At 50.7% G+C, this 22,126-nt stretch carries 22 protein-coding genes; 8 read left to right on the top strand and 14 right to left on the bottom strand.

Annotated features, from left to right (window positions below):
- Positions 1-5 precede the first annotated feature (5 nt).
- Positions 6-1,850 (bottom strand): spore germination protein, encoded by a 1,845-nt coding sequence (locus tag ACI48K_RS14495; protein ID WP_475028304.1) that lies wholly within the window; start codon positions 1,848-1,850, stop codon positions 6-8.
- Positions 1,851-1,974: 124 nt separating this feature from the next.
- Here ACI48K_RS14495 and ACI48K_RS14490 point away from each other — a divergent pair, with 124 nt between their 5' ends.
- Both ACI48K_RS14490 and ACI48K_RS14485 read left to right on the top strand, forming a co-directional pair.
- Complete coding sequence (locus ACI48K_RS14490) at positions 1,975-2,835, top strand: chemotaxis protein (protein WP_475028303.1); 861 nt, start codon at positions 1,975-1,977, stop codon at positions 2,833-2,835.
- Between the two features lie 98 nt (positions 2,836-2,933).
- A complete protein-coding gene (locus ACI48K_RS14485) occupies positions 2,934-3,473 on the top strand; it encodes a CueP family metal-binding protein (protein WP_475028302.1) in 540 nt (179 codons plus the stop codon).
- A 71-nt stretch (positions 3,474-3,544) separates the two neighbouring features.
- Here the strand turns inward: ACI48K_RS14485 and ACI48K_RS14480 are convergent, their stop codons facing one another.
- Positions 3,545-4,105 (bottom strand): LbetaH domain-containing protein, encoded by a 561-nt coding sequence (locus ACI48K_RS14480; RefSeq protein ID WP_475028301.1) that lies wholly within the window; start codon positions 4,103-4,105, stop codon positions 3,545-3,547.
- Positions 4,106-4,307: 202 nt separating this feature from the next.
- On the bottom strand, positions 4,308-4,886 hold the full coding sequence (locus ACI48K_RS14475) for a TetR family transcriptional regulator (RefSeq protein WP_475028300.1): 579 nt from the start codon (positions 4,884-4,886) through the stop codon (positions 4,308-4,310).
- Positions 4,887-5,026: 140 nt separating this feature from the next.
- Between ACI48K_RS14475 and ACI48K_RS14470 the strand changes: the two genes are divergently transcribed.
- Positions 5,027-5,791, top strand: coding sequence for an SDR family NAD(P)-dependent oxidoreductase (locus ACI48K_RS14470; protein ID WP_475028299.1), 765 nt, complete (start codon positions 5,027-5,029; stop codon positions 5,789-5,791).
- 114 nt (positions 5,792-5,905) lie between these two features.
- On the opposite strand, the gene ACI48K_RS14465 is transcribed toward ACI48K_RS14470, so the two are convergent.
- The 6 genes from ACI48K_RS14465 to ACI48K_RS14440 are packed head-to-tail and all read right to left on the bottom strand — an operon-like array spanning position 5,906 to position 10,449.
- Positions 5,906-6,664 carry an ABC transporter permease gene (locus tag ACI48K_RS14465; RefSeq protein WP_475028298.1) on the bottom strand — a complete coding sequence of 253 codons (759 nt, stop codon included), beginning with the start codon at positions 6,662-6,664 and terminating at the stop codon, positions 5,906-5,908.
- Positions 6,665-6,666: 2 nt separating this feature from the next.
- Positions 6,667-7,428, bottom strand: coding sequence for an ABC transporter ATP-binding protein (locus ACI48K_RS14460; RefSeq protein WP_475028297.1), 762 nt, complete (start codon positions 7,426-7,428; stop codon positions 6,667-6,669).
- A 19-nt stretch (positions 7,429-7,447) separates the two neighbouring features.
- Positions 7,448-8,314, bottom strand: coding sequence for a pentapeptide repeat-containing protein (locus ACI48K_RS14455; RefSeq protein ID WP_475028296.1), 867 nt, complete (start codon positions 8,312-8,314; stop codon positions 7,448-7,450).
- A 25-nt stretch (positions 8,315-8,339) separates the two neighbouring features.
- Positions 8,340-9,209 (bottom strand): pentapeptide repeat-containing protein, encoded by an 870-nt coding sequence (locus ACI48K_RS14450; protein WP_475028295.1) that lies wholly within the window; start codon positions 9,207-9,209, stop codon positions 8,340-8,342.
- A 25-nt stretch (positions 9,210-9,234) separates the two neighbouring features.
- Positions 9,235-10,104, bottom strand: a complete 870-nt coding sequence (locus tag ACI48K_RS14445; RefSeq protein WP_475028295.1) for a pentapeptide repeat-containing protein — start codon at positions 10,102-10,104, stop codon at positions 9,235-9,237.
- A 15-nt stretch (positions 10,105-10,119) separates the two neighbouring features.
- Positions 10,120-10,449 carry a PadR family transcriptional regulator gene (locus tag ACI48K_RS14440; RefSeq protein WP_475028294.1) on the bottom strand — a complete coding sequence of 110 codons (330 nt, stop codon included), beginning with the start codon at positions 10,447-10,449 and terminating at the stop codon, positions 10,120-10,122.
- 210 nt (positions 10,450-10,659) lie between these two features.
- Between ACI48K_RS14440 and ACI48K_RS14435 the strand changes: the two genes are divergently transcribed.
- The 3 genes from ACI48K_RS14435 to ACI48K_RS14425 all read left to right on the top strand — a co-directional run bounded on the left by ACI48K_RS14435 (position 10,660) and on the right by ACI48K_RS14425 (position 11,980).
- Positions 10,660-10,875, top strand: a complete 216-nt coding sequence (locus ACI48K_RS14435) for a hypothetical protein (protein ID WP_475028293.1) — start codon at positions 10,660-10,662, stop codon at positions 10,873-10,875.
- A 12-nt stretch (positions 10,876-10,887) separates the two neighbouring features.
- On the top strand, positions 10,888-11,118 hold the full coding sequence (locus ACI48K_RS14430; protein ID WP_475028292.1) for a hypothetical protein: 231 nt from the start codon (positions 10,888-10,890) through the stop codon (positions 11,116-11,118).
- Positions 11,119-11,341: 223 nt separating this feature from the next.
- Entirely contained in the window at positions 11,342-11,980 is a 639-nt protein-coding gene (locus ACI48K_RS14425; RefSeq protein WP_475028291.1) for a bifunctional 2-keto-4-hydroxyglutarate aldolase/2-keto-3-deoxy-6-phosphogluconate aldolase, read from the top strand.
- Between the two features lie 83 nt (positions 11,981-12,063).
- Here the strand turns inward: ACI48K_RS14425 and uxaC are convergent, their stop codons facing one another.
- The 4 genes from uxaC to ACI48K_RS14405 form a co-directional block, all read right to left on the bottom strand.
- Positions 12,064-13,467, bottom strand: a complete 1,404-nt coding sequence (gene uxaC / locus ACI48K_RS14420) for a glucuronate isomerase (protein ID WP_475028290.1) — start codon at positions 13,465-13,467, stop codon at positions 12,064-12,066.
- On the bottom strand, positions 13,464-14,951 hold the full coding sequence (locus ACI48K_RS14415) for a UxaA family hydrolase (protein WP_475028289.1): 1,488 nt from the start codon (positions 14,949-14,951) through the stop codon (positions 13,464-13,466). Before ACI48K_RS14415 ends, uxaC begins: the two co-directional genes overlap by 4 nt.
- Before the next feature lie 13 nt (positions 14,952-14,964).
- A complete protein-coding gene (locus tag ACI48K_RS14410; protein ID WP_475028288.1) occupies positions 14,965-16,377 on the bottom strand; it encodes a tagaturonate reductase in 1,413 nt (470 codons plus the stop codon).
- Positions 16,378-16,490: 113 nt separating this feature from the next.
- A complete protein-coding gene (locus ACI48K_RS14405) occupies positions 16,491-17,495 on the bottom strand; it encodes a LacI family DNA-binding transcriptional regulator (RefSeq protein WP_475028287.1) in 1,005 nt (334 codons plus the stop codon).
- Between the two features lie 328 nt (positions 17,496-17,823).
- Here ACI48K_RS14405 and ACI48K_RS14400 point away from each other — a divergent pair, with 328 nt between their 5' ends.
- Positions 17,824-18,849: a LacI family DNA-binding transcriptional regulator gene (locus ACI48K_RS14400; protein WP_475028358.1), complete on the top strand. Its 1,026-nt coding sequence runs from the start codon at positions 17,824-17,826 to the stop codon at positions 18,847-18,849.
- A 195-nt stretch (positions 18,850-19,044) separates the two neighbouring features.
- Here the strand turns inward: ACI48K_RS14400 and ACI48K_RS14395 are convergent, their stop codons facing one another.
- Entirely contained in the window at positions 19,045-20,004 is a 960-nt protein-coding gene (locus ACI48K_RS14395; protein ID WP_475028286.1) for a sugar kinase, read from the bottom strand.
- Positions 20,005-21,226: 1,222 nt separating this feature from the next.
- Here ACI48K_RS14395 and ACI48K_RS14390 point away from each other — a divergent pair.
- Positions 21,227-22,081 (top strand): discoidin domain-containing protein, encoded by an 855-nt coding sequence (locus ACI48K_RS14390; RefSeq protein ID WP_475028285.1) that lies wholly within the window; start codon positions 21,227-21,229, stop codon positions 22,079-22,081.
- Positions 22,082-22,126 lie beyond the last annotated feature (45 nt).

Below are 22,126 nucleotides of genomic sequence, written 5' to 3'. Positions count from 1 at the left end.
GAACCTCACTCTCCTTGCCCGTCTTTTTGTTCTTTTTGCGACTTCGTTCCCATGACTGCGGTTTGTCTTATCGATTCTTCATTTGCACTGATTTTCGGACGAACCCGCATCAGCGGATGCGGCGCTCGAATAAAGATGTCCTTCAGGTATCGCGGCTTGAGCGGAGCGACGGGAGTCAAATACGGCACTCCGAAGGAATGAAGCCCGGCCATATGAGTCATCAGCAAGACCAGAAAAGACATGATGCCGAATAAGCCCATCATTCCCGCTATGATCATCATCAAGAAACGAATCAGCCGGATGGCGTTCGCAATCGCGAGCGAAGGAATGACGAAGTTGCAAATCGCGGTGAACGACACGACGATAACCATGGCTGCGGACACCAGTCCGGCCTGAACGGCTGCTTGTCCCAGCACCAGCGCGCCTACGATGGAAATCGCGGGGCCGATGGCGCGCGGCATGCGAATCCCGGCTTCGCGCAAGACGTCAAAGGTAAGTTCCATCATCAAGGCTTCAATCAGCGCCGGAAAAGGAACGCCTTCCCGCTGGGCCGCGATGCTGACAAGCAAGGTCGTCGGCACCATCTCCTGATGAAAAGTCGTGATGGCGATATACAAGGCCGGCAGCAGCATGGACACGAAAAAGGAAGTGTACCGGATGATGCGTAGGAAGGACGCAATGTCATACCGCTGGTAATAATCTTCGCTGGACTGAAAAAAGCTGAAAAAATTCGAGGGAGCGAGCAAAGCAAATGGAGTTCCGTCAATCAGAATGCCGACTTGCCCCTCCAAAATGCCTCCGGCAATGGCATCGGGCCGCTCCGTATTCTGAATGGTAGGAAAGGGGGTGAAGCCCCCGTCCTGAATCAACTCTTCAATGTAATTGCTCTCCAGGATGTTATCCGTATTGATGGCGTCCAGCCGGCTGCGGATCTCGGCGAGCACCTGCTCATTGACGATTCCCTTCATGTAAACAAGCGCAATGCCGGTATGCGTCCGCTGCCCGATTTTATACTCTTCGATCCGCAAATCGGTGGATTTGATTTTACGCCGAAGCAGCGAGGTTCCCGTACGGAGGTCTTCGTTGAAGCTTTCCTTTGGTCCCCGGATAACCCCCTGCGAACTGGGTTCGCTGATACTCCGTTTCTCCCAGCCGGTGGTGTCCGCGGAAAGGGCGGTGTTGATTCCCTCCATGAGGATAATCGTGTGGCCCTCGAAGAGCATTGCGGTCAAGACTTCAAACGTTTTGCATTCGTTTAGTTTGCCGATGGGCAGCAGGTTTTCCTGAATCATCGAAAATGCCGCTTCGGGTTCCGGTTCTCCTTCTTTTGAAAACTGGGCGGAAGTCAATGGCTGGAGGAGCGTCTGATTGATCGTATCCGATTTGACCAGACCGTCGATATATACCAGGGCAAGGGAAGAGTTCCCCAAAGATTGCCCAATGCGTCTGAAAACAACGTCGGAGCTCTTTCCCACCGAATTTTGCAGTTCCAGCAGATTGACTTCCAGGGAATGGTATAATGGACGCGAGGAGGGAACGCTTTTAACCTCTTGATCCTGTTTTTGCCCATTGTTTTTTTGTTTGTTTTTTGTTTTTTTTTGCTCTTTTCCTTGATCTCGCTTCTGTTCTTTGTTTTGATCCTTGCTTTGATCCTTGCTTTGATCCTGAACCTCATCTTTATTTTCGTTTTGTCCGTTTTGCGCTTGATCCTGTTTGTCTTGGCGTTGTTGCTCCCTTCCTTGGTCTTGCTCTTGGTTTTGGTCCTGGTCCTGCCCTTGATTTTGTTTCTTGTTTTTAGCTTTATCCGAATCCTTATTTTTGTTGATCGTGAACGTAAACAAGGGTTTCATAGAATTTTCTCCTCGGCGTATGATGTTGTATTATTCCCGGAGGAGGGTTCCTTATTCTTCCTGTAAGGCCCGCCCTGTTTCTTTTGAATAACCTGCTACAAATCAGGAAAGGTGGAGAGACGGCATGGCGCAGAAACTGGCAGTCATTGTGATTCACGGCTTGGGCAAGCAAAAAGAAGACTTTGCAAAGGATTTCATGGAATTGCTGAAGAAGGACTTTACGAAGGTTTCAGGAGAACCGGATCCCGCCCAATGCATGGTCATACGCCCTGTTTACTGGGCTAACGTGTTCGCCGGCAGGAAGGAGAGGCTAACCGAGAAAGTAGTCGAACCCTATCATCTTCGTTACAGAACATTACGGGATTATCTGATCAATGATTTGGCGGATGCCGTAGCCTACCAGCCTCTGAAATCGGCTATGGGCGACAACAATTACGAGGCCGTTCACCAAATGATCGGTACGGAACTTCGGCGGTTGGCCATCGAGGTTGGCCCCGATGCGCCGCTTTGCGTCGTTGCGCACAGCTTGGGCACCGTTATAGCAAGCAACTTTTTCTATGATTTGCAAGCGGTTGAAAACCGGCAGTCCGATAGAAGTACCGCAGGATCTGCGTTGGAGCGAGGAGAAACGCTGGCCTTATTTTATTCATGCGGCACGACCTTGCCGCTATGGAGCCTGCGGTATAAGGATTTTGACAGACCGATTCGCGTTCCCAGCAAAGAGCTGTCCGGGCGAATCCCGCATCTTACGGGAGAATGGATCAATTTTTATGACAAAGACGATATTTTGGCGTATCCGCTGCAAGGCATTCACCCGGCTTACGAAGAAGCGGTAACGGAGGATAAGGAGGTTCGTGTCGGAAATTTGCTGACCGGCTGGAATCCCCTTTGCCATGACGGATACTTCAAGAGCAGAACGGTAACTACGATTATTGCCAAGGGGATCCATCGTGTGTGGAATGAGGTCAATTCGGCTTCGTTTTAAAATTGAAATAGACGATTTTTAACCGACTTGATTAGCAATGGTACGGAGTGATACTATCAGGGAGGAACCGGACAAATATAAGGAGAATGATCGATAAGATGAAAAAATGGATATCAGCAATTATTGGAGTAGCCGTCATCGGGGTTGGAATTTTTATCATGGCAAGAGGCTTTGGGAACGATTCCTCTTCCAGTGCGAGCAATGGGACCGATATCAAACAGCTGGTAGAAGATATTACCGCCGGCACGGTTCAGGCCGAATCCGCTTCAATCACTTCCAAAACGCTGACCGTAACCGATGAAAGTGAAAAATCGACCCAATATAAACTTCCCAAGGATGAGTTTTTCGTAGCCATCGCTCCTTATGAGAAGGGTACGCATCCTTGCGCAACCCACAACCTGGCCGGTTGCCAAGGCGAAATGGCCGGAGAGGAATTCACCGTGCGTGTGGAGGACGAGAAGGGGAATGTCGTCGTGAATCAAGATATGAAAGCCGAAAAGAACGGCTTCCTTGATTTGTGGCTGCCTCGCGATAAGACCTACCATGTCACGATCAGTCATGACGGAAAAACGGTGGAATCGGATGTTCCGACGTTCGAAGACAGCGACACCTGTGTTACAACAATGCAACTGAGCTGATTTTTTAGCAATAGTCGGTAAAAATAAAGCCTCTGCCCGAATGGATGAGCGGAGGCTTTTTCTGTCTTTTCCTAAACGAGCAGATGAAGGATTTGGGCGGGAGCGTTCGCGTCCAGGGAAAACCGCTTGATTATTCTAGCGGGATTACCCCCTATAACAACGTTATCCGGGACATCTTCCGTTACAGTGGTTCCGGCGGAGATAACGACATTGCTTCCTATATGAACACCGGGTTCGATCATTGCGTGGTTTAAAACCCAGACATCGTTGCCGATCGTGACTTCTTTTCCCGGCTCGGTGCGTATGCGGACGCCTTGCGCAAGAAAGCCGTTGTTTCCAATTTGAATTTTGCCGACATCCATCAATTCACAATCAAAATGGGCATAGAAATTTTCGCCTACATGGATATTGGAACCATAATAGCATTGAAAAGGCGGAACGATACGCAAATCTCTGCCGGTTGAGCCGAACCAGCCTTTGACCAGCTCTTTCCGGTCATGAGGCCCGGCTTCCGTGCCATGATTAAATTGCCAAATGCGGTCCAATGAGTTTTGTCTTTCCCGGTCGTCTTTAGTATCATCTGTGATTTGAATGCCGACCGCCCTATTTCTCATATCTTTTGCATTCATCATGTGGACACCCCATTAGGATTTTCTAAGCTTATAGGGAATAAGCTTTGAAGGATTTGAGGACTTTTTAAACATCTTTAATAAGTTATCCTCATCATAGCCGATGTTGGTTGAGTTTGCAAGGAGGATATGGAATTTTAAAAGGTCAAAATTAAAAACCCTTGGAGATCAAGGGTTTAAGAAATTCAAATAAAACATTGACTATTTACTTTGGATCTTCGCCTTTAGCCAACAGCCTAATCGCTTTGGCAATCTCGTCTTTCAATGCGGATGTATCGCTTGCGGATTCCGGGTTAAGCTCGTTAAAGTTAAAGGGGCTTGCCGCCGTCCAAGCTGTGGCAAGGGCCATGATCGTGTTCAGCAGAAAGCTGGCGGAAAGCGTTTTTCCAATTTGGCCGGAATTTTGCGCATCCCGGATTAATGAAATTTTCCCCTCGTGAGCCAGAATACGCTCGGGCATAATATTCTCTTTTTGCTCAAGATTAAACCATGCCATCAGTCTTAGCAAATCGGGGTGGGCCATATTGTATTCGAACACCCGCACCGCGTAGCCCGGCAGGTCTTCCGGCGTAAAAACAATATCCTCATAAACCAGCGCCAAATGTTTCCTGAGAACCGTGGTGAAAAGATTTTCTTTATTTTCAAAGTAGATATAGATCAAGTTTTTGTTGCATCCGGCTGTTTTGGCGATACGGTCGACTCGCGCCCCCGCAATGCCGTAAGCGGAGAACTCCGCCGTAGCCGCATCCAGAATCCGTTCGCGTGTTGCTTCAGCATTTCGCATAGCAGTTCCTCCATGCAATTTAATGGCTACAATATAACATGAATAAGAATGAGTTGACAAACCGGTTAGATAAGAGCATTATATAACTAACCGGTCAGTTATAATTTGATTGAGCCTGATAGAAAGAAGGAATGGTTAAATTGACACAACAACATGCCAAAATCGCTGTCGTTACAGGCGGAAGCCGCGGCCTGGGCCGTAATACCGTTTTGAACCTCGCCAAACAGGGAGTGGACTCCATCTTTACTTACCGTTCAAATCAAGCGGAAGCCGAAAAGGTCGTTCATTTGGCGCGCGAAACGGGAAGAAATGCAATCGCTTTGCAGCTTGATACCAGCGATATCACCACATTTGATTCGTTCGTTCAACATGCAAGCGAAGCGCTTAAAGAACTGGGAGCCGAACGTTTCGATTATCTCGTCAACAACGCCGGCACCTCTCACCATAATTCCATTGCCCGGACTACCGAAGCAGAGCTGGATCAACTCTATAATGTTCACTTCAAAGGCGTGTTTTTCCTGACGCAAAAGCTTCTCCCGCTGATGAATGACGGCGGACGGATCGTCAACATTTCTTCGGGCCTGACCCGTATTATCGTACCGGGCAGCGCAGCCTACGGAGCCATGAAAGGCGCAGTTGAGGTTCTGACACGCTATCTCGCAAAGGAACTGGGGCCACGCCGAATCGGGGTCAACACCGTTGCTCCGGGGGCCATTGCGACCGACTTCAGCGGCGGCATGGTTCGCGACAACCCTGAACTGAACAAGCAGGTTGCCGAAATGACGGCGCTCGGCCGCGCCGGTGAGCCGGACGACATCGGCCCGATGATCGCTTCGCTCTTATCCGAGGAAAATCGCTGGGTTAACGCGCAGCGCATCGAAGTTTCCGGCGGCATGTCGATCTGACTTTACGAACGAACAACAGCAGGTATTGTTCTTATATATCCGTTGTCGCAATCAAAAGCAGACGATCGCATGAATTCTCTTCATGCGATCGTCTGCTTTTTACTTTTCCGCCCATCACATTTGCTTTTTATACGTTCTTACTGCAAAGATGTAAGCCACGAGTGTAATTCCGACACACCATGCCAGTGCGACCCAGATATCATTGCCCACCGGCTGACCTGACAGCAGTGCCCGGATGGTTTCCACGATCGAAGTCACCGGCTGGTTATCGGCAAAAGCTCGAACGATCTTCGGCATTGAATCGGTCGGCACAAAGGCCGAGCTGATAAACGGCAGGAAGATAAGCGGATAGGAAAACGCGCTTGCACCCTCCACCGATTTTGCGGACAGTCCGGCAATTGCCGCGATCCAAGTTAAAGCAAGCGTGAACAGCACGAGTATACCGGCTACGGCTAGCCAGGGCAATATCCCTGCCGATGAGCGGAAGCCCATAATGAGCGCTACGAGAATGATGACGACCAGAGAAATGACGTTGGATACGATTGAGGTCAGCACGTGCCCCCATAGCACGGCGGAACGCGAAATCGGCATGGAGTGGAACCGCTCAATGATACCCCGTTGCTTATCCAAAAACAGGCGGTAAGCCGTATAGGATATGCCGCTTGCAATCGCAATCAGCAGGATACCGGGCAGCAGGTAGTTCACATAGTTATCCGTGCCTGCCTGGATCGAGCCGCCAAGCACATAGACGAACAGCAGCATCATTGCAATCGGAGTGATGCAGACCGTGATGATGGTATCCATGCTTCGCATAATATGGCGCATGGAGCGCCCAAGCATAACGCTCATGTCGCTGAAAAAATAGTTATTCATGGTTACTTCGCCTCCTTTTTACCGATGATTGCGAGGAATATCTCTTCCAATGAAGGTTGTTTCTCCACATACTCCACCTTAGCGGGCGGGAACATCATTTTCAATTCCTCCAGCGTGCCATGTGCAATAATTCTGCCTTCATGCAAAATGGCAATTCGATCGGCAAGCTGTTCCGCTTCTTCCAGGTACTGCGTGGTCAAGAATACCGTTGTCCCGCCGCCGGCAAGCTCCTTGACAATCTTCCATGTCTCAATGCGCGCCTCGGGGTCAAGCCCGGTGGTTGGCTCATCGAGGAAAATAAGCTGCGGTTTTCCTACAAGGCTCATAGCGATGTCCAGCCTGCGGCGCATACCGCCGGAATAAGTAGATGCCTTACGGTCGGCGGCGTCAGGCAATCCGAAGCGTTTCAGCAAATCGTCCGCAACTTGACGCGGATTATCGAGGTGCCGCAGCTTGGCGATCATGATCAGATTTTCCCGCCCGGTCAAGACCTCGTCTACGGCGGCAAACTGCCCGGTCAGGCTGATCGACTGCCGTACGGAGTCCGGCTTTGACGAAACATCGAATCCGTTTACGGTGGCGACTCCATCGTCATGCTTGAGCAGCGTAGAGAGAATTTTGACAATCGTTGTCTTGCCCGCACCGTTGGATCCAAGAAGAGCAAAAATACTGCCCTTCTCCACTTCAAAATCTACGCCTTTCAACACTTGAAGCTGCTTGTAGGATTTTTGCAGTCCTTTCACCTGGATTGCTTGGTTTGGCATATTCATTCCTCCTTAAATTTTAAATGATAGTAACCCCCGTTAAATTGGCTTCCATGCCTTGGAGCCCGGCGTAGGTCAACTTATCCATCATGGCTCCGTCAAAACGAATGGTTTTGATGGCACGGTAATATTTCTTGGTCAGGGAAAACGGCGGTGTAAAGGACACATTTCTAAGTGTCGCGTCTTTAAACGTAACTTCATTCAGCGCCGCCCCGCCAAACTTGACGCCGTTAAAGGTATGCCCGTCAAAGCGCAAGCCCCGCAGGTCGGATTTGTCGAAGTCCACGCCGTCGAAAATACAGTTTTTGAAAACCGCTTTTCTAAGATCGCTCAGGGTCAGTTTGACGTCGGTCAGCTTTACGTCGATGAACTGGGCCCCCTTCAGCCCGGAAGCATTGAAATTGGTGCGCACAAGGGTGGAACGGCGGAAGCTCGCACCCGCCAGATCCAGAGCGTAAAAGCCGCAGTCTGTCAGGTTTGCGCCGTCAAAATTGGCTTCGCGCACGTCGCTGGCCTTGAATGAGCTGCCGGTCAGGTCCGCGCCCGAAAAGTCGGAGCCGCGAAGCGCGCTCGCTTCAAATTTTCCTTTATGCGCGGTAACACCCGCGAAGTCGCTTTTTGGCAAGTTGCCCGCGCTGAAGTTGATCAACAACTGCCGCTCCAGCGAACGGGAGAGGCCGGCGACCTCCTGCACCGTTTGCTCAATGTCGCCGATGCTGTCAATGGTCATCTCAAAAGCCGTTTCATCGTCTTTGCCCTCGGCTTTGAGTTCACGAAACCGTTCCTGCAAATCCAAGTGCAGGTCGGCTTTTAATTCGCTGACGCTTTTTACTCCGTCGTATGGCGCAAAAACGCCGTTTAAATAATGGGTCAATTTCTCATTCATACCATCAAATCTCCTTTGCAATAAGTTAGATAACCGTAACTTTTGACAAATCTACGACCCATAAGCCTTTAAGCGCAGCATAGGTCAACTTATCCATCGTCGCTCCGTCAAAGCTGACCGTTTTGAAGTCGTTGTAAGATTTGTTGGTCATGGAAAAAGGCAGACGGAATGAGACGTTCTTGAGTGTCGCTCCACTAAACGAAGCGTTGTTCAGTGCGGATTTGTCAAACTTGACGCCGATGAAGGTATATCCGTCAAAACGCATTCCTCGCAGGTCGGACTTTGTGAAGTCCACACCGTTAAAGATACAGCTTTCAAAGATTGTGTTTTTAAGGTCGGCGATGGTGAACTTCACGTCGGTCAGTTTAACATCGACAAATTTGGTTCCGTCTAACGACGACTTGTTGAAGTCGGTACGTACAAGGATGGATTTTCGGAAGCTCGCATTCGCGAGGTCAGTGATGGAAAAGCTGCAGTCTGTCAGATTTGCGCCGTCAAAATTGGCTTCACGCGCATCGCTGACTGCAAACGAGGTACCGGTCATGTCGGCGCCGGAAAAGTCGGCTTTGCGCAAGGCGGCCGCTTTGAATTCCCCTTTGTGTAAAGTAACGCCCGCGAAGTCACTCTCTTGAAGATCGATCGCACGGAGGTTTATCTGCATTTGCCGTTCCAGCGAGCGGGAGAGGTTTGCGACCTCGAGTACCGTTTGCTCAATGTCGCCGATGCTGTCAATGGTCATCTCAAAAGCCGTTTCATCGTCTTTGCCCTCGGCTTTGAGTTCACGAAACCGTTCCTGCAAATCCAAGTGCAGGTCGGCTTTTAATTCGCTGACGCTTTTTACTCCGTCGTATGGCGCAAAAACGCCGTTTAAATAATGGGTCAATTTCTCATTCATACCATCAAATCTCCTTTGCAATAAGTTAGATAACCGTAACTTTTGACAAATCTACGACCCATAAGCCTTTAAGCGCAGCATAGGTCAACTTATCCATCGTCGCTCCGTCAAAGCTGACCGTTTTGAAGTCGTTGTAAGATTTGTTGGTCATGGAAAAAGGCAGACGGAATGAGACGTTCTTGAGTGTCGCTCCACTAAACGAAGCGTTGTTCAGTGCGGATTTGTCAAACTTGACGCCGATGAAGGTATATCCGTCAAAACGCATTCCTCGCAGGTCGGACTTTGTGAAGTCCACACCGTTAAAGATACAGCTTTCAAAGATTGTGTTTTTAAGGTCGGCGATGGTGAACTTCACGTCGGTCAGTTTAACATCGACAAATTTGGTTCCGTCTAACGACGACTTGTTGAAGTCGGTACGTACAAGGATGGATTTTCGGAAGCTCGCATTCGCGAGGTCAGTGATGGAAAAGCTGCAGTCTGTCAGATTTGCGCCGTCAAAATTGGCTTCACGCGCATCGCTGACTGCAAACGAGGTACCGGTCATGTCGGCGCCGGAAAAGTCGGCTTTGCGCAAGGCGGCCGCTTTGAATTCCCCTTTGTGTAAAGTAACGCCCGCGAAGTCACTCTCTTGAAGATCGATCGCACGGAGGTTTATCTGCATTTGCCGTTCCAGCGAGCGGGAGAGGTTTGCGACCTCGAGTACCGTTTGCTCAATGTCGCCGATGCTGTCAATGGTCATCTCAAAAGCCGTTTCATCGTCTTTGCCCTCGGCTTTGAGTTCACGAAACCGTTCCTGCAAATCCAAGTGCAGGTCGGCTTTTAATTCACTGACGCTTTTTACCCCGTCGTATGGCGCAAAAACGCCGTTTAAATAATGGGTCAATTTCTCATTCATACCATCAAATCTCCTTTACAATAGGTTATCAAGCACGCGTTTTGCATACTCCCAATTGCTTTTGTTGCGGGCGTAAGCAGCCTTGCCCTTTTCGGTAATCCGAAAATACTTGCGCCGTCCTCCCTGAGATTCATCGCCCCAATACCACTCGATATCACCGTCTGCTTCAAGCCTCCGGACACTGGAGTACATCGTGGCTTCCTTTAATTCATACTCGCCGCCCGATCGCTCGGCAATCAGCTTGACAATTTCGTACCCGTAGCGGTCGGATTCGGATAATAGCCGTAAAATCATCGTGTCGCTGTGTCCGCGCAGCAGGTCGGATGTGATTTTGTTATCACTCATAGGATCACCTCTACAAATGCATAATACGACATACTACTGTGACTGTCAAGGTAGTCTTTTGATCATATTACCTTGATTGAGGAATTGAGAAATTTAAAAACGGAATAATCATCAAGGTTTCTAGCCAAGATGTTATTTTTTTTAATTGTTAATCGAATGTATATTCGCATATAATACAAACATATGTTCGATATATTGAGGTGATGGAGTATGCTTTCTGATTCCGAACGGAAGTTGTTAAGAATCTTATATAATTTCGGCCTGCGTCATCGCCGCAACCCCACGCAGACGGAGCTGGAACATATGACAGGCCGCAAGTACGCCAAAATTGAGCAGACACTGGATAGCCTCAATCAAAAGGGATACATCACTTGGACCGCCCGTGCGCTTAGCTCAATCAAAATCGAAAAGGCCCAGCACTATTGAGGAGGAGATTTAATGAAGATGTCAGATGCCCGTGTTCGCTCGCTGCTTAATGAACAAATTTTGCGTTTTCTCTTTGAAACCTTCCGAACAAAAACGTCGGTTAACATACGTATGTTTGACGAAATTGACGACGCTCGCGTGATAGGGGTGATTGAGCGGTTAGATCAGGAAACCGGACGGTTTATGGTGGATGGTGAGTGGTTTAATACCGTGGATATTCGGGAAATGGGCATAGATAAATAAATCGGTTTTGTATAATGGCCATCTTTACGTCAAGTCTTACGCAAGACTGATGCAATGCCGTATGGGTCAACATAAAACGGAAAAAACATTGACGTTAGCGGTAATTATGTTAGTATCAAATTGATGAAAAAAATCGCAGTGATTTTCCGAAATGGATAAAAATATTTAGTAAAATTTATTATTGATCGAAACTCATTCCATCAAGGCAAAGGAGAAGAAAGTCATGAAAAAATTAAAAGTCCTGGGAAGTCTGAAAGAGTGCGGTGTAGTGGCGGTCATCCGAGCGGAAAACGCGGAAGAAGCTTGCAAAATGTCGGCGGCCTGCATTGAAGGCGGTCTGATCAACATAGAGGTAACGTTCACGACGCCGGGCGCCGAAGAAGCGATCCGCCGGCTCGTTGCGGAATACGGGGACCGGGCGGTCATCGGCGCCGGCACCGTGCTTGATCCGGTTACGGCCCGGATTGCCATTCTCGCGGGGGCGGAATTTGTGGTAAGTCCGTCGTTTGACAAGGAGACGGCGCAAATGTGCAACCTGTACGGCATCCCGTATATGCCGGGCGTTCTGACGCTGGGCGAAATCAAGGAGGCGTTAAAACTCGGGGTTGACGTTCTGAAACTGTTCCCGGGCAGCGCCTTTGGTCCCGATTTCGTCAAGGCGGTTAAAGGCCCAATGCCGCACATCAGCATCATGCCGACGGGCGGCGTTGACCTTGAAAACATGGAGCATTGGCTGAAGGCCGGCTGTATCGCCGTGGGGATCGGCGGCAATCTGACCGCTCCGGCGAAGCAGGGGCAGTATAACAAAATCACGGAATTGGCGGCGGCCTACGTGGCCAAGTACCGGGCGCTGCGCGGTTAAAGCCGGACCAATATAAGTAAAAAAGGAAGCAGACGGACAGGCGGATAAGCCGATCCTCTGCTTCCTTTTTGGTTAGATCCGGTCTAGCGGTTGAAGCCGAAATACGAAGCCGCGTTGCGGTACGCAATATCCTCCGCCATTTCACCCAGCAGTTTCAAATCGTCGGGCGCTTCGCCCCGCTCTGCCAATTCTCCGATCCACTCGCACAGCACCCGCCGGAAGTATTCGTGGCGCGTATAGGACAGGAAGCTGCGCGAATCGGTCAGCATGCCGACAAAGCGGGACAGCAAGCCGTTGTCGGCAAGCAGCGTCATTTGCCGTCTCATGCCGTCGCGGGTATCGTTGAACCACCAGCCGGAGCCGAGCTGCAGTTTGCCGGGAATTTCTTTTTGATAACAGCCCATTAGCGCCAGCAGCGCCGGATAATCGCCGGGATTCAGCGAATAGAGGATCGTTTTCGGCAATCCCGAGCCGCTTTCGGCGCGGTCCAGCAGCTTTGACAGGGACGCGGTGATCGAGAGGTCGTTTATGCCGTCGTATCCGGTATCCGGCCCTAGCTTCTGGAACATAGGCGTGTTGTTGTTTCGGTAAGCGTGCAGGTGAAGCTGCATGGTCCAGCCTTGTTTTTCGTACATGGCGATCAATTGAATCAGCAGTTCGGTTCGGTATTCGGTCACTTCATCTTCGGACAACTCCGCGCCGGAAAGGCGCTTGGCGTAAATCGCCTCCACGGTTTCCCGGTCGGCCGCCCGATACCGCAGCACATCAAGCGCATGATCGGACAGGCGGCAGCCATGATCGTGGAAAAAGCGGATACGTTCTTCCAAAATGTTTGTCAGTTCGGCAAAGGTGGAAGCTTTGCGGCCTGAGGCCGCCTCGAGCCGGCCGATCCAATCCGCGAATCCCGGAGCGTCGATGTTCAGCGCCTTGTCGGGGCGGAAGGTCGGGAAAACCGCAAAACGTGTCTCTTCCTCGGCCAGCAACCGGTGGTACTCGAGGCTGTCGGCCGGGTCGTCCGTGGTGCACACCACCCGAACGTTGGAGCCTGCGATCAGGGAGCGCCGGGTAAAGGCCGGCTCCGCGAGCTTAGCGTTTATTTTATCCCAAATTTCCGGAGCTGTTTGCTCGTTAAGCGGAGTATCGACCCCGAAGAAACGGCGCAGTTCCAAATGGGTCCAGCTGTACAGCGGATTGCCGACCGTTTTGGGTACGGTAACGGCCCATGCCATAAATTTGTCGTAGTCGGAGGCGTCCCCGGTAATCCGGTTTTCCGGAATTCCGTTTGCCCGCATAAGCCGCCATTTGTAATGATCCCCATACAACCAGGCTTCGGTTATGTTGGCAAAAGGACGGTCTTCATAAATTTCCTTGGGGTCAAGATGGCAGTGATAATCGACAATGGGCATATTTTTGGCATGTTGATGAAACAAATGGCGCGCCGTCTCGGTAGACAGCAGAAAATGATCGTTTAAAAATTCGGTGCTCATAACGTTACCCCCGTTTTAAAGATGGCCAGCTCCCGAACCTCGTTTTCTTCGTTGCGCGTCTTTCGGCCGCTGGCGACTTCAATGATATAGTTTATAAATTGCTCAAGCACTTCTTCCATGGGCGTTTCCAGCAGAGGCCCGGCGTTGAAATCCATCCAGTGCCCCTTTTTGTTGAAAAGATCGTTGTTCGTCGCGATTTTGACGGTCGGCACAAAACTTCCAAACGGGGTACCGCGCCCGGTCGTAAATAGAACCAGCTGGCAATCGGCGGAAGCTAAAGCAGATGCCGCCACAAGATCGTTTCCCGGGGCTTGAAGCAGGCTGAGCCCCTTTTTTCTCAGTTTTTCGCCGTATTGCAGCACGTCAGCAACCGCCGAGGTACCCGCCTTTTGCGTGCAACCTAGCGACTTGTCTTCCAGCGTGCTGATTCCGCCGGCTTTATTTCCCGGAGACGGGTTCTCATAGACAGGTTCCCCATAAGAGAGGAAATACTGTTTGAAATTGTTGATAAGCGAGACGATTTTCTCAAAAACCTCGCGGTTTTCGGCGCGAGCCATCAGCATCTTTTCCGCACCGAACATTTCCGGCACCTCGGTCAACACCGAACTGCCGCCTTGGCTGATCAGAAAGTCGGAAAATGCGCCCAGCAGCGGATTGGCTGTAATGCCCGAAAAACCGTCGGAACCGCCGCATTTCAGGCCTACGTTCAATTCATTCAGCGGCACCGGTTCCCGAACGTCGCCAAGGGCGGCTTCATGCAGTTCTTCCAGCAGGAGGGCTCCGGCTTCCACTTCATTGTCCACTTCTTGGGCCACCAGAAATTTGACCCGGGATTCGTCGAAGCTGCCCAGGAGCTGCCGGAAATCGGAAACCACGTTGTTCTCGCAGCCCAGCCCGAAGACGAGCACGCCGCCTGCGTTGGGATGATGCACCGCGTCCAGCAGAATGCTGCGCGTCATCCGGTGGTCGTCGCCAAGCTGCGAGCAGCCGTAAGGATGCTTCAGCACCGTGATGTTGTCAAACGGGCCAAGATCCGGATGTTTGGCCTTGAACTCCGACAGCATCTGCTCGGCCATGCCGTTCACGCACCCGACCGTCGGCACGATGAACAAATCATTGCGAATCCCCACCTTACCGTTTTTGCGGCGGTAGCCGTCAAAGGTCAGATCTCGAGAGGGGTAGCGGACAGGATGCAAGTCGGGCACATATTCGTATTGTTCTTCACCGGCTAGGGTCGTTCTTATGTTGTGGGTGTGCACCCACTGGCCGGCAGCGATGTTTTCCGTGGCGTAACCGATTGGATAACCGTACTTGACCACGATCCCGCCTTCCGGAATAGCGGTCAAAGCGATCTTGTGCCCTTGGGAAATATCCTGCGCTGCCGTCAGTGTGCCGCCGGCCGCTTCCAGGGCTTCCCCTTGGGTGATGGGACGAAGCGCAACCGCGACATTGTCGCGCGCATTCATTTTCATTAACGTTCTCATGCCGTTCACTCTCCTAAACCAGTTGTTGCAGAACAGACCGGGCGCCTTGCGTTTCCAGTTCGCCGATTTGCGCTCTTAAGCGCGCGGTAAGCCCTGGAACTGCCGTCAAATCCATTCCCCATAGGGCTGTTTCCCCTAAAATGAATTCCACGAACGCCGCCGGATCGGTCCAGGCCTTGTCGAATATTTCAATAACCTCGGTGCCGTCTTGTCTTGGAATCCGGTCCCCCCGGTAGCTGTACAGCAGCGCCGCAAACGACAAGGTCAGCAAAGGCGGAAGTTCGCCGCGTTCGGAAACGAAGCGGAGCAGCAGCGGCAGCAGACGGGTTTTGAATTTGGAAATGCTGTTTAGGGCGATGGATTTAAGTTCATGCCGGATAAAAGGGTTCCGGAACCGTTCAAGCACCGCTTGCGCATAAGCATTAAGCTCCTCCGACGGCAAATCGAGCATGGGGATCAGTTCATTGTCAAGCAGTTCGCGTACAAATACGGAAAAGGTTTCGTTTGTCACTACTTCCTCGACCGTTTCCAGACCCGCCAGCAGCCCAAGCGGAACCATGGCGGTATGCGGCCCGTTAAGCAGATGCACTTTGCGTTCCCGGTACGGGGTCATATCCGGCGTTACGACCACGTTGAGACCGGCCTCTTCCAGCGGAAGGGAGTCGCGGAGCGATTCCGGGCCCTCGATAACCCACAACAGGAACGGTTCTGCCGTTACCATCAGATTGTCGCGGTAACCGAGACGCTCTTCCAGTTCGGTTTCCTGCGCCCGCGGATATCCGGGAACGATCCGGTCAACCAGACTGCAGCAGAAGGTGTTCTCTTCATTCAGCCAGCGCAGGAAGTTTTCGCCGAGCCGCCACTCCTCCGCGTACCGCTTTACGATTTCCAGCAGCTTATCGCCGTTGCGGTCAATGAGCTCGCAGGGAATGACGACAAATCCCTTCTTGCCAAGCTGATAACGCCGATGGAGCAGTGCCGTCAGCTTGCCGGGAAAGCTGACGGGCGGAGCGTCGTCCGCTTTATCCCCGGGATGGTAGGCGATGCCGGCTTCCGTCGTATTGGAGGTGATAAACTCCAATCGATCATCCTCTGCCAAGGCAAGGAACGCTTCATAATCGTTATAAGGATTGAGCACACGGCTAACGCTGGAGATGACTTCGTTGGAATTGACGAGTTCGCCGTTCAAAATCCCGTTGAGCAGCACCGTGTACAGATGGTCCTGTTCGGCAAACAGGGCGCTGGGGCCCTTGGCGATGGGTTGAACCAATACCGCGCTGCCGCCGAACAGTCCGCGGTTGTTCATTTGCTGAAGCTGCCAATCGACAAAAGCGCGCATAAAGTTGCCTTCGCCGAACTGGATGACGCGCTCGGGAAAAGAGGGAAGGTCGGGAAACGCGGCGCGCGATAGCTGGGTGCTTGTCATGAAAATCAGAACTCCTTTTCGTTTGAAATGATAATGCACACGTGAACATTTATATCTAAAAAAAGAGGGGAATCTCTTTTTTTAAACCAACGGTTTATCCTGACCCGTCATCTTCAAGGCTCAGGGAAGCGGGCGACCGATCTGCGCCGAATCAGTTCCGTTTCTATTAAACGCTGTACGGCAGGAGAGTCCGGATGCTCCATAAGTTGAATCAGCAGTTTTGTGCCCTCCTTGCTGATTTCCGCGACGGATTTGCGAATTGTGGTCAAGGCAGGGTTGGTATACTGCGCAAACATGATGTCGTCGAAGCCGATCAACGACAGGTCGCCCGGAACGGCCAATCCGTTATCAAAGCTGGCGTTCAGCGCCCCGATCGCCATATCGTCGTTGCAGCAGAAGACGGCGGTGGGGCGTTCGGGCAGCGACAAAAGCCGCTGCATGGCCGCATAGCCGCTTTCAATGCTGTAATCGCCTTGCGCAAAATAGAGCGGGTCGAGCGTCAGATTATTGGCAATCAGGCTGTCCAAATAACCTTGTTTGCGTTCGGATGAAGACTTGAACCCGGTTTTGCCCTCAATAATAGCAATTTTTCGGTGTCCCATGGCAAAAGCGTGGTCGACCGCGGCCTTGACGCCTTTCCGGTCATCCGCCGCTACATTGGTGATTGCCGGATCGTCCAGATGACGATTGAGAACAACCAACGGGATGCCGGCCGTTTTGACGTGATAAATAAATTCGTTGTCCATGTCGCTTTGGCTCATCGTCAGAATGCCGTCATAACGGCGAGGGTTGATGGACTCCAGATGGCCGATATTGTCGATGCCGCTGACCGTAAGCAGGTAATTCTCGTCAAGCACTTGATGGATGCCTTTGATGGCGTCGACCAGGAAGCTGGCGGACGTCCCTTGATGGATGCTGGAGAAAAACAACCCGATCGTATGCGAGCGTTTGGTAACCAGACTTTTGGCATTGTAATTGGGCACGTAATTCATTTCCGAAGCGATTTTCATAATACGTTCGCGCGTATCCGGCTTAATCAGCGGGTTGCCGTTGAGAGCGCGGGAAACGGTGGTATGCGAAACGCCCGCCGCCCTGGCTATGTCCTTGATCGTAATCATAAAATCCGCTCCAAAACAGTTTATTTAACGCTTTCATTTTATATAACCAACCCTCTGCATGTCAAGAAAAAAACGTTTTGCACACGTGAAAATTTTGTTCATCAAAAAGCGTTCGTCTACCCCTTTCCGCAGAACAACGGAGCGTGACCGGTGACCAGCTTGAACATTCTCCCTAAATGCGTAACGCTGCCGAGCCCCGCCTTTTTAAGGATCAGGCCGACTTGCATTCGGCGGCAAGCGGTGTTCCGCTTTTACCTTAAGGAATTGGCCTTCGATCTGTGTTATCATAAAAGGATAATCTTATGGCAAAGAGCGGAGCATTGATGTGATGAAAAAGCTGACGATCGACGATGTCGCCCGTAAGGCGGGCGTATCCAAAAGCACCGTTTCCCAGTATCTGAACCAGCGATACAAATATATGAGCGATGCGACCCGGCAGCGGATCGCCGAAGTGATCGACGAACTGAATTACCGGCCGAACGGCCTTGCCCGGAGTTTGAAGCAGAACCGGACGCATCTTGTCGGCGTTATCGTGGCCGATATCAACTATACCTTTTCCATTCAGTGCGTAAGGGCCATCGAAAGCGAGCTGCAGAGCCGCGGGATCCAGGTTTTGATCTGCAACGCCGACGAGAACCCGGAGAAGGAAGGGCTTTATATCGAGACGCTGATGGCCCGGCAGGTGGACGGCCTGATCGTATTTCCCACGGGGCATCAATCATCGGCCTACAGCCGGCTGAGCGAACTGCAAGTGCCGTTTGCGTTCATTGACCGCTTGGTTGAGGGCGTCAGCACGCAAAGCTTGCTGCTGGACAACGACGCTGCGGCCAGGCTGGGGGTAGAGGAGCTGGTACGCAGCGGGCATACCCGGATCGGGATGATAACGCTGCCGCTCGGGGAGCAGGGCATCACCCCGCGTAAGGAGCGGCTGGACGGATTCCGCAAAGCAATGGGGGAAGCGGGGCTGCCGCTGAGAGAGGAATACCTGGCGAGCACGCCCGGGGAAGCGGTCGCGGCGAGGCTTTCGGAGCTTATGGCGCTGCCGGAGCCGCCAACGGCGCTGATCGCGGGCAACGATATTGTGCTGGCTGAGCTGCTTAAGGCGTCGAACCGCTTGGGGATCGCCATTCCGGAAAGGCTGTCGGTCATCGGAATCGACGATGCCGATTTTGCCCAAATCTACAATCCGGTGATCACGACCATCTGCCAGCCCGCGCATGAAATCGGCGTTCGTGCCGCCAAGGTCATCCTGTCGGGGATCGAGGATATGGATGGGCAGGTACCGATTGTATACCGGTTCCCGCCCGCGTTGCGGCGCGGGGAGTCGGTGAAAAAGGTCGGGGCGGGCGTGTAATCCGTAGGATTTATCGTGCCGCCAAATGAAGCCGGCCAGAACTTAAAAAGGACTTTGATCTCCGCCGTGCGGAAGTCAAAGTCCTTTTGTTTGTCATGCTGATTCGGAGTGTTTCCGGGTTCCATTGGGATCGAACAGAAATAAGGCGGAATTGGCCGAAAGCCGGTGGCGGACCTATCCCAATACCCGGCGTCTTCAGCCGACTGTGGCGGCGGAGGCCATAAATGCCTCAAGCTCGGCTCTATTCGGCAGACCGTCCATGTCTCCCGGCGACATGACTGCGAGCGCGCCGATCGCATTTCCTCTAGAAACGGCCGATCGCACGTCCAGCTTCTCCAGCATGCCGCTGATGACACCGGCGGCAAACCCGTCCCCGGCGCCGACCGTGTCCACGACCCGCGCCACTTTGAAGCCGGGCACAAAGGCGGAGTCTTGAGCGGTTTTGTAAAAGGCACCGCCAGGCCCCATTTTGATGACAACCAGCGATACGCCTTGCTTAAGATAGAAATCGGCAATTTCCTCCGGCTCTTCCAGACCCGTCAATAGACGCGCCTCGCCGATCCCGGGAAGGAACCAGTCGGCGCGGGCAGCCAATTCGTTGATAGTCCGAATCATCGTCTCCCGGTCGCTCCATAACACCGGGCGCAGATTAGGATCGAACGATACGGTCCGGTTTAAACTCTTCATATAGTCCATGGCGTGGCGCGAAAATTCCAGCATGGAGGACGAAAGCGCGGCGGAAATTCCCGTGACGTGCAGATGACCGGCCGAAGCAAAGTAGGCCGGATCAAATTCGGCGACGCTGAGGGTAGAGGCGGCGGAGCCTTTGCGGAAATACTCCACTTTGGGATCTCCGCTGAGCACCCTTGATTTCAAGAGCATGCCGGTCGGCCGTTCCGGAGTGAAGGTTACGCCGGAAGTATCGATCCCTTCCCGGTTTTGGGCATCCAAAATAAATCGGCTAAAGCTGTCTTGGCCCAGCTTAGTAACGTAACCGGTCGGATGGCCAAGGCGGCAGAGACCGGTTGCCACGTTGCTTTCGGCTCCGGCCAGCGCCTTGGAGAAAGAAACCGCTTCGTGAAGTTCGCCGATCTCGTCGGCGCGGAACATCACCATCGGTTCGCCGAAAGTAACCGCAGCCAATGTGTTTGACATGTAAGATTCCCCCTGTAGACCACTTTCCTTCAAAATATCATATAAACCGGTTTTGTACAATGATGGTCGCTCCATTTTTTGTGAGAATCATCTATGGGCGATTGGTAAGGTGCGAATAGTGAGGATAATTTCATTGATTATACAAGGAGTTCTAAATGATTTTTTTCTTTTTGGCGGAGAAGTGCGAAAAAAGCGTTAGACGGGGACGGCTAGTGCGTTTAATATTAATTTGAAATAAAAAATGCTCGATTTATTGTTATTTTTAATAAAAAAATTTAGTAAAGTTTATATTTAGTAAAGTAATTTCAGAAGGGATTCGCAACTATAGTTCGCAATTACAGCAAGCCTGTTTGATTAGCTAATATTAGAGAATGAGATTGTGTTCAACGCATACGATGTACAGATGCCACTCAACAGGTCATTCCTGCACCTTAAATCGGCGGCCGAATGGGGCAAACGACAACGGAGCGGAAACATGAACCCATGAGTCCCCCCCTGTTCAAACCAAAGCGTCTGAATGTCACTGCACGGTTTGGAGCAATGCCTAATGCGGTGTACGTCCGGTTATACGGCCTTGCTCGTATGTCCAACGAACAAGAACAGCAAATGGTCATCGGGCCTTACAAATCATCTCCAGACGTTGAACCCGTTCACCGTGCCTCGATTGCGTAGTCGCTGGAAGACTGAAAGACGGGGAGGGATGGAAAGGCCGGATGCTGGAAGTTGCTAAAAAACTACAGAAATGCAAAAATGCATCTTTTTCTTCTTACGACGGCGATATGATCTCAATTCCTGCAAAAGTGCATTTTTTCACACCTTAATCGCTTGCATAGGTGAATGTCCCCGCTAATTTCCTGCACTTTCGCAGGTTTTCTATTCAATCGGCACATTTCACCGAAAAAACCTGTATTTTTGCAGGAATTGGACTCAAACTCACCAGCTTGGCTCGTCACCGTTTATTTGTTTACGTGAGATTAACCGTTTGCCGAACAAGGAGTAGACTTTGTCATGAGGTCGCTTCGTTTAGGATGTTTTCAGGGGGACAAACCCTTTACTGAATCGATGTCCTTTTTTTCCTTTTTATGAATAATCAATTAAATAGTTTAATAATTTGATTAAATTGAAATATATAGTGTAATTTACATAATTATTCATTTAATGTTTAGACAAAAAGAATTTCCTCTTGTACCCTAAAAACATACACCATATAGGAGGAAGATAAATGTCCAAACTAATTAAAAAGAGCGCTGTGATTTTCTCCAGTATTTTGTTACTTGCAACAATTATTTTCTCGCCAGAAATATCTGCTGGGTCTGCCCAAGATCAATATTCAGAGAACTTAATACCTAAGATGACGAACTATACTGCTCCAAGTGGTACAGCGTCAGCAAGTCAGGAATACGGCCCGATGTATGCTGCCTGGAAGGCCTTCAATAGAAGCACAAGTCAATCTTATGAAGATACTTGGGAGCCCCGGGTTCCAACAGGGTGGTTAGCATACGAATTTGCTTCTCCTCAAGTTATTTCTAAATATACAATAAAGAATATCACACCGCGATTATCGGAGAATATAGATAGGGCTCCTAAAGACTGGACCTTTGAAGGTTGGAATGAACAAAATCAATCATGGGATATTCTTGATACTCGAAGTAATGAAACAGGCTGGGTTAGCGGAGAAATAAGAGAGTATACATTTGAAAACCTGACGCCATATAAAAAGTATCGTATCAATGTGACAGCCAATAATGGCGGGGTATATGTTAGTATCGATGAATTGGAAATGATGAGTAAAATAGCTACAGTTCCAGAACAACCCACAGATCCGGAACAACCGACAACTCCCGACGATAATCGGGCAATTCTTGATATAATGCTCATAAATGGCACCACAAAAGAATTTGATCTATCTATGAATGAGGTAGATCAATTCATTAGTTGGTACGAAGCGAAGGCGGCCGGCAATGGGTCCATCTCTTTCGGAATTGATAAACACGAAAATAATAAAGGACCGTTCAAGTCTAGGAGGGATTACATAATTTTTGATAAAATAATAACCTTCGAGGTAAGTGAATATTAAAGAAAAAAGTCGCTCATTTTCATGGGCGGCTTTTTTATGTTCAAT

The organism is Paenibacillus terrisolis (genome assembly GCF_056171975.1).
This window is presented reverse-complemented; position numbering and strand designations above follow the sequence as displayed.

Coding starts and splice junctions, on each gene's coding strand:
- ACI48K_RS14495 (WP_475028304.1), bottom strand. CDS start 1,850: ATGAAACCCTTGTTTACGTTCACGATCAACAAAAATAAGGATTCGGAT.
- ACI48K_RS14490 (WP_475028303.1), top strand. CDS start 1,975: ATGGCGCAGAAACTGGCAGTCATTGTGATTCACGGCTTGGGCAAGCAA.
- ACI48K_RS14485 (WP_475028302.1), top strand. CDS start 2,934: ATGAAAAAATGGATATCAGCAATTATTGGAGTAGCCGTCATCGGGGTT.
- ACI48K_RS14480 (WP_475028301.1), bottom strand. CDS start 4,105: ATGATGAATGCAAAAGATATGAGAAATAGGGCGGTCGGCATTCAAATC.
- ACI48K_RS14475 (WP_475028300.1), bottom strand. CDS start 4,886: ATGCGAAATGCTGAAGCAACACGCGAACGGATTCTGGATGCGGCTACG.
- ACI48K_RS14465 (WP_475028298.1), bottom strand. CDS start 6,664: ATGAATAACTATTTTTTCAGCGACATGAGCGTTATGCTTGGGCGCTCC.
- ACI48K_RS14460 (WP_475028297.1), bottom strand. CDS start 7,428: ATGCCAAACCAAGCAATCCAGGTGAAAGGACTGCAAAAATCCTACAAG.
- ACI48K_RS14455 (WP_475028296.1), bottom strand. CDS start 8,314: ATGAATGAGAAATTGACCCATTATTTAAACGGCGTTTTTGCGCCATAC.
- ACI48K_RS14450 (WP_475028295.1), bottom strand. CDS start 9,209: ATGAATGAGAAATTGACCCATTATTTAAACGGCGTTTTTGCGCCATAC.
- ACI48K_RS14445 (WP_475028295.1), bottom strand. CDS start 10,104: ATGAATGAGAAATTGACCCATTATTTAAACGGCGTTTTTGCGCCATAC.
- ACI48K_RS14440 (WP_475028294.1), bottom strand. CDS start 10,449: ATGAGTGATAACAAAATCACATCCGACCTGCTGCGCGGACACAGCGAC.
- ACI48K_RS14435 (WP_475028293.1), top strand. CDS start 10,660: ATGCTTTCTGATTCCGAACGGAAGTTGTTAAGAATCTTATATAATTTC.
- ACI48K_RS14430 (WP_475028292.1), top strand. CDS start 10,888: ATGAAGATGTCAGATGCCCGTGTTCGCTCGCTGCTTAATGAACAAATT.
- ACI48K_RS14425 (WP_475028291.1), top strand. CDS start 11,342: ATGAAAAAATTAAAAGTCCTGGGAAGTCTGAAAGAGTGCGGTGTAGTG.
- uxaC (WP_475028290.1), bottom strand. CDS start 13,467: ATGAGCACCGAATTTTTAAACGATCATTTTCTGCTGTCTACCGAGACG.
- ACI48K_RS14415 (WP_475028289.1), bottom strand. CDS start 14,951: ATGAGAACGTTAATGAAAATGAATGCGCGCGACAATGTCGCGGTTGCG.
- ACI48K_RS14410 (WP_475028288.1), bottom strand. CDS start 16,377: ATGACAAGCACCCAGCTATCGCGCGCCGCGTTTCCCGACCTTCCCTCT.
- ACI48K_RS14405 (WP_475028287.1), bottom strand. CDS start 17,495: ATGATTACGATCAAGGACATAGCCAGGGCGGCGGGCGTTTCGCATACC.
- ACI48K_RS14400 (WP_475028358.1), top strand. CDS start 17,824: ATGAAAAAGCTGACGATCGACGATGTCGCCCGTAAGGCGGGCGTATCC.
- ACI48K_RS14395 (WP_475028286.1), bottom strand. CDS start 20,004: ATGTCAAACACATTGGCTGCGGTTACTTTCGGCGAACCGATGGTGATG.
- ACI48K_RS14390 (WP_475028285.1), top strand. CDS start 21,227: ATGTCCAAACTAATTAAAAAGAGCGCTGTGATTTTCTCCAGTATTTTG.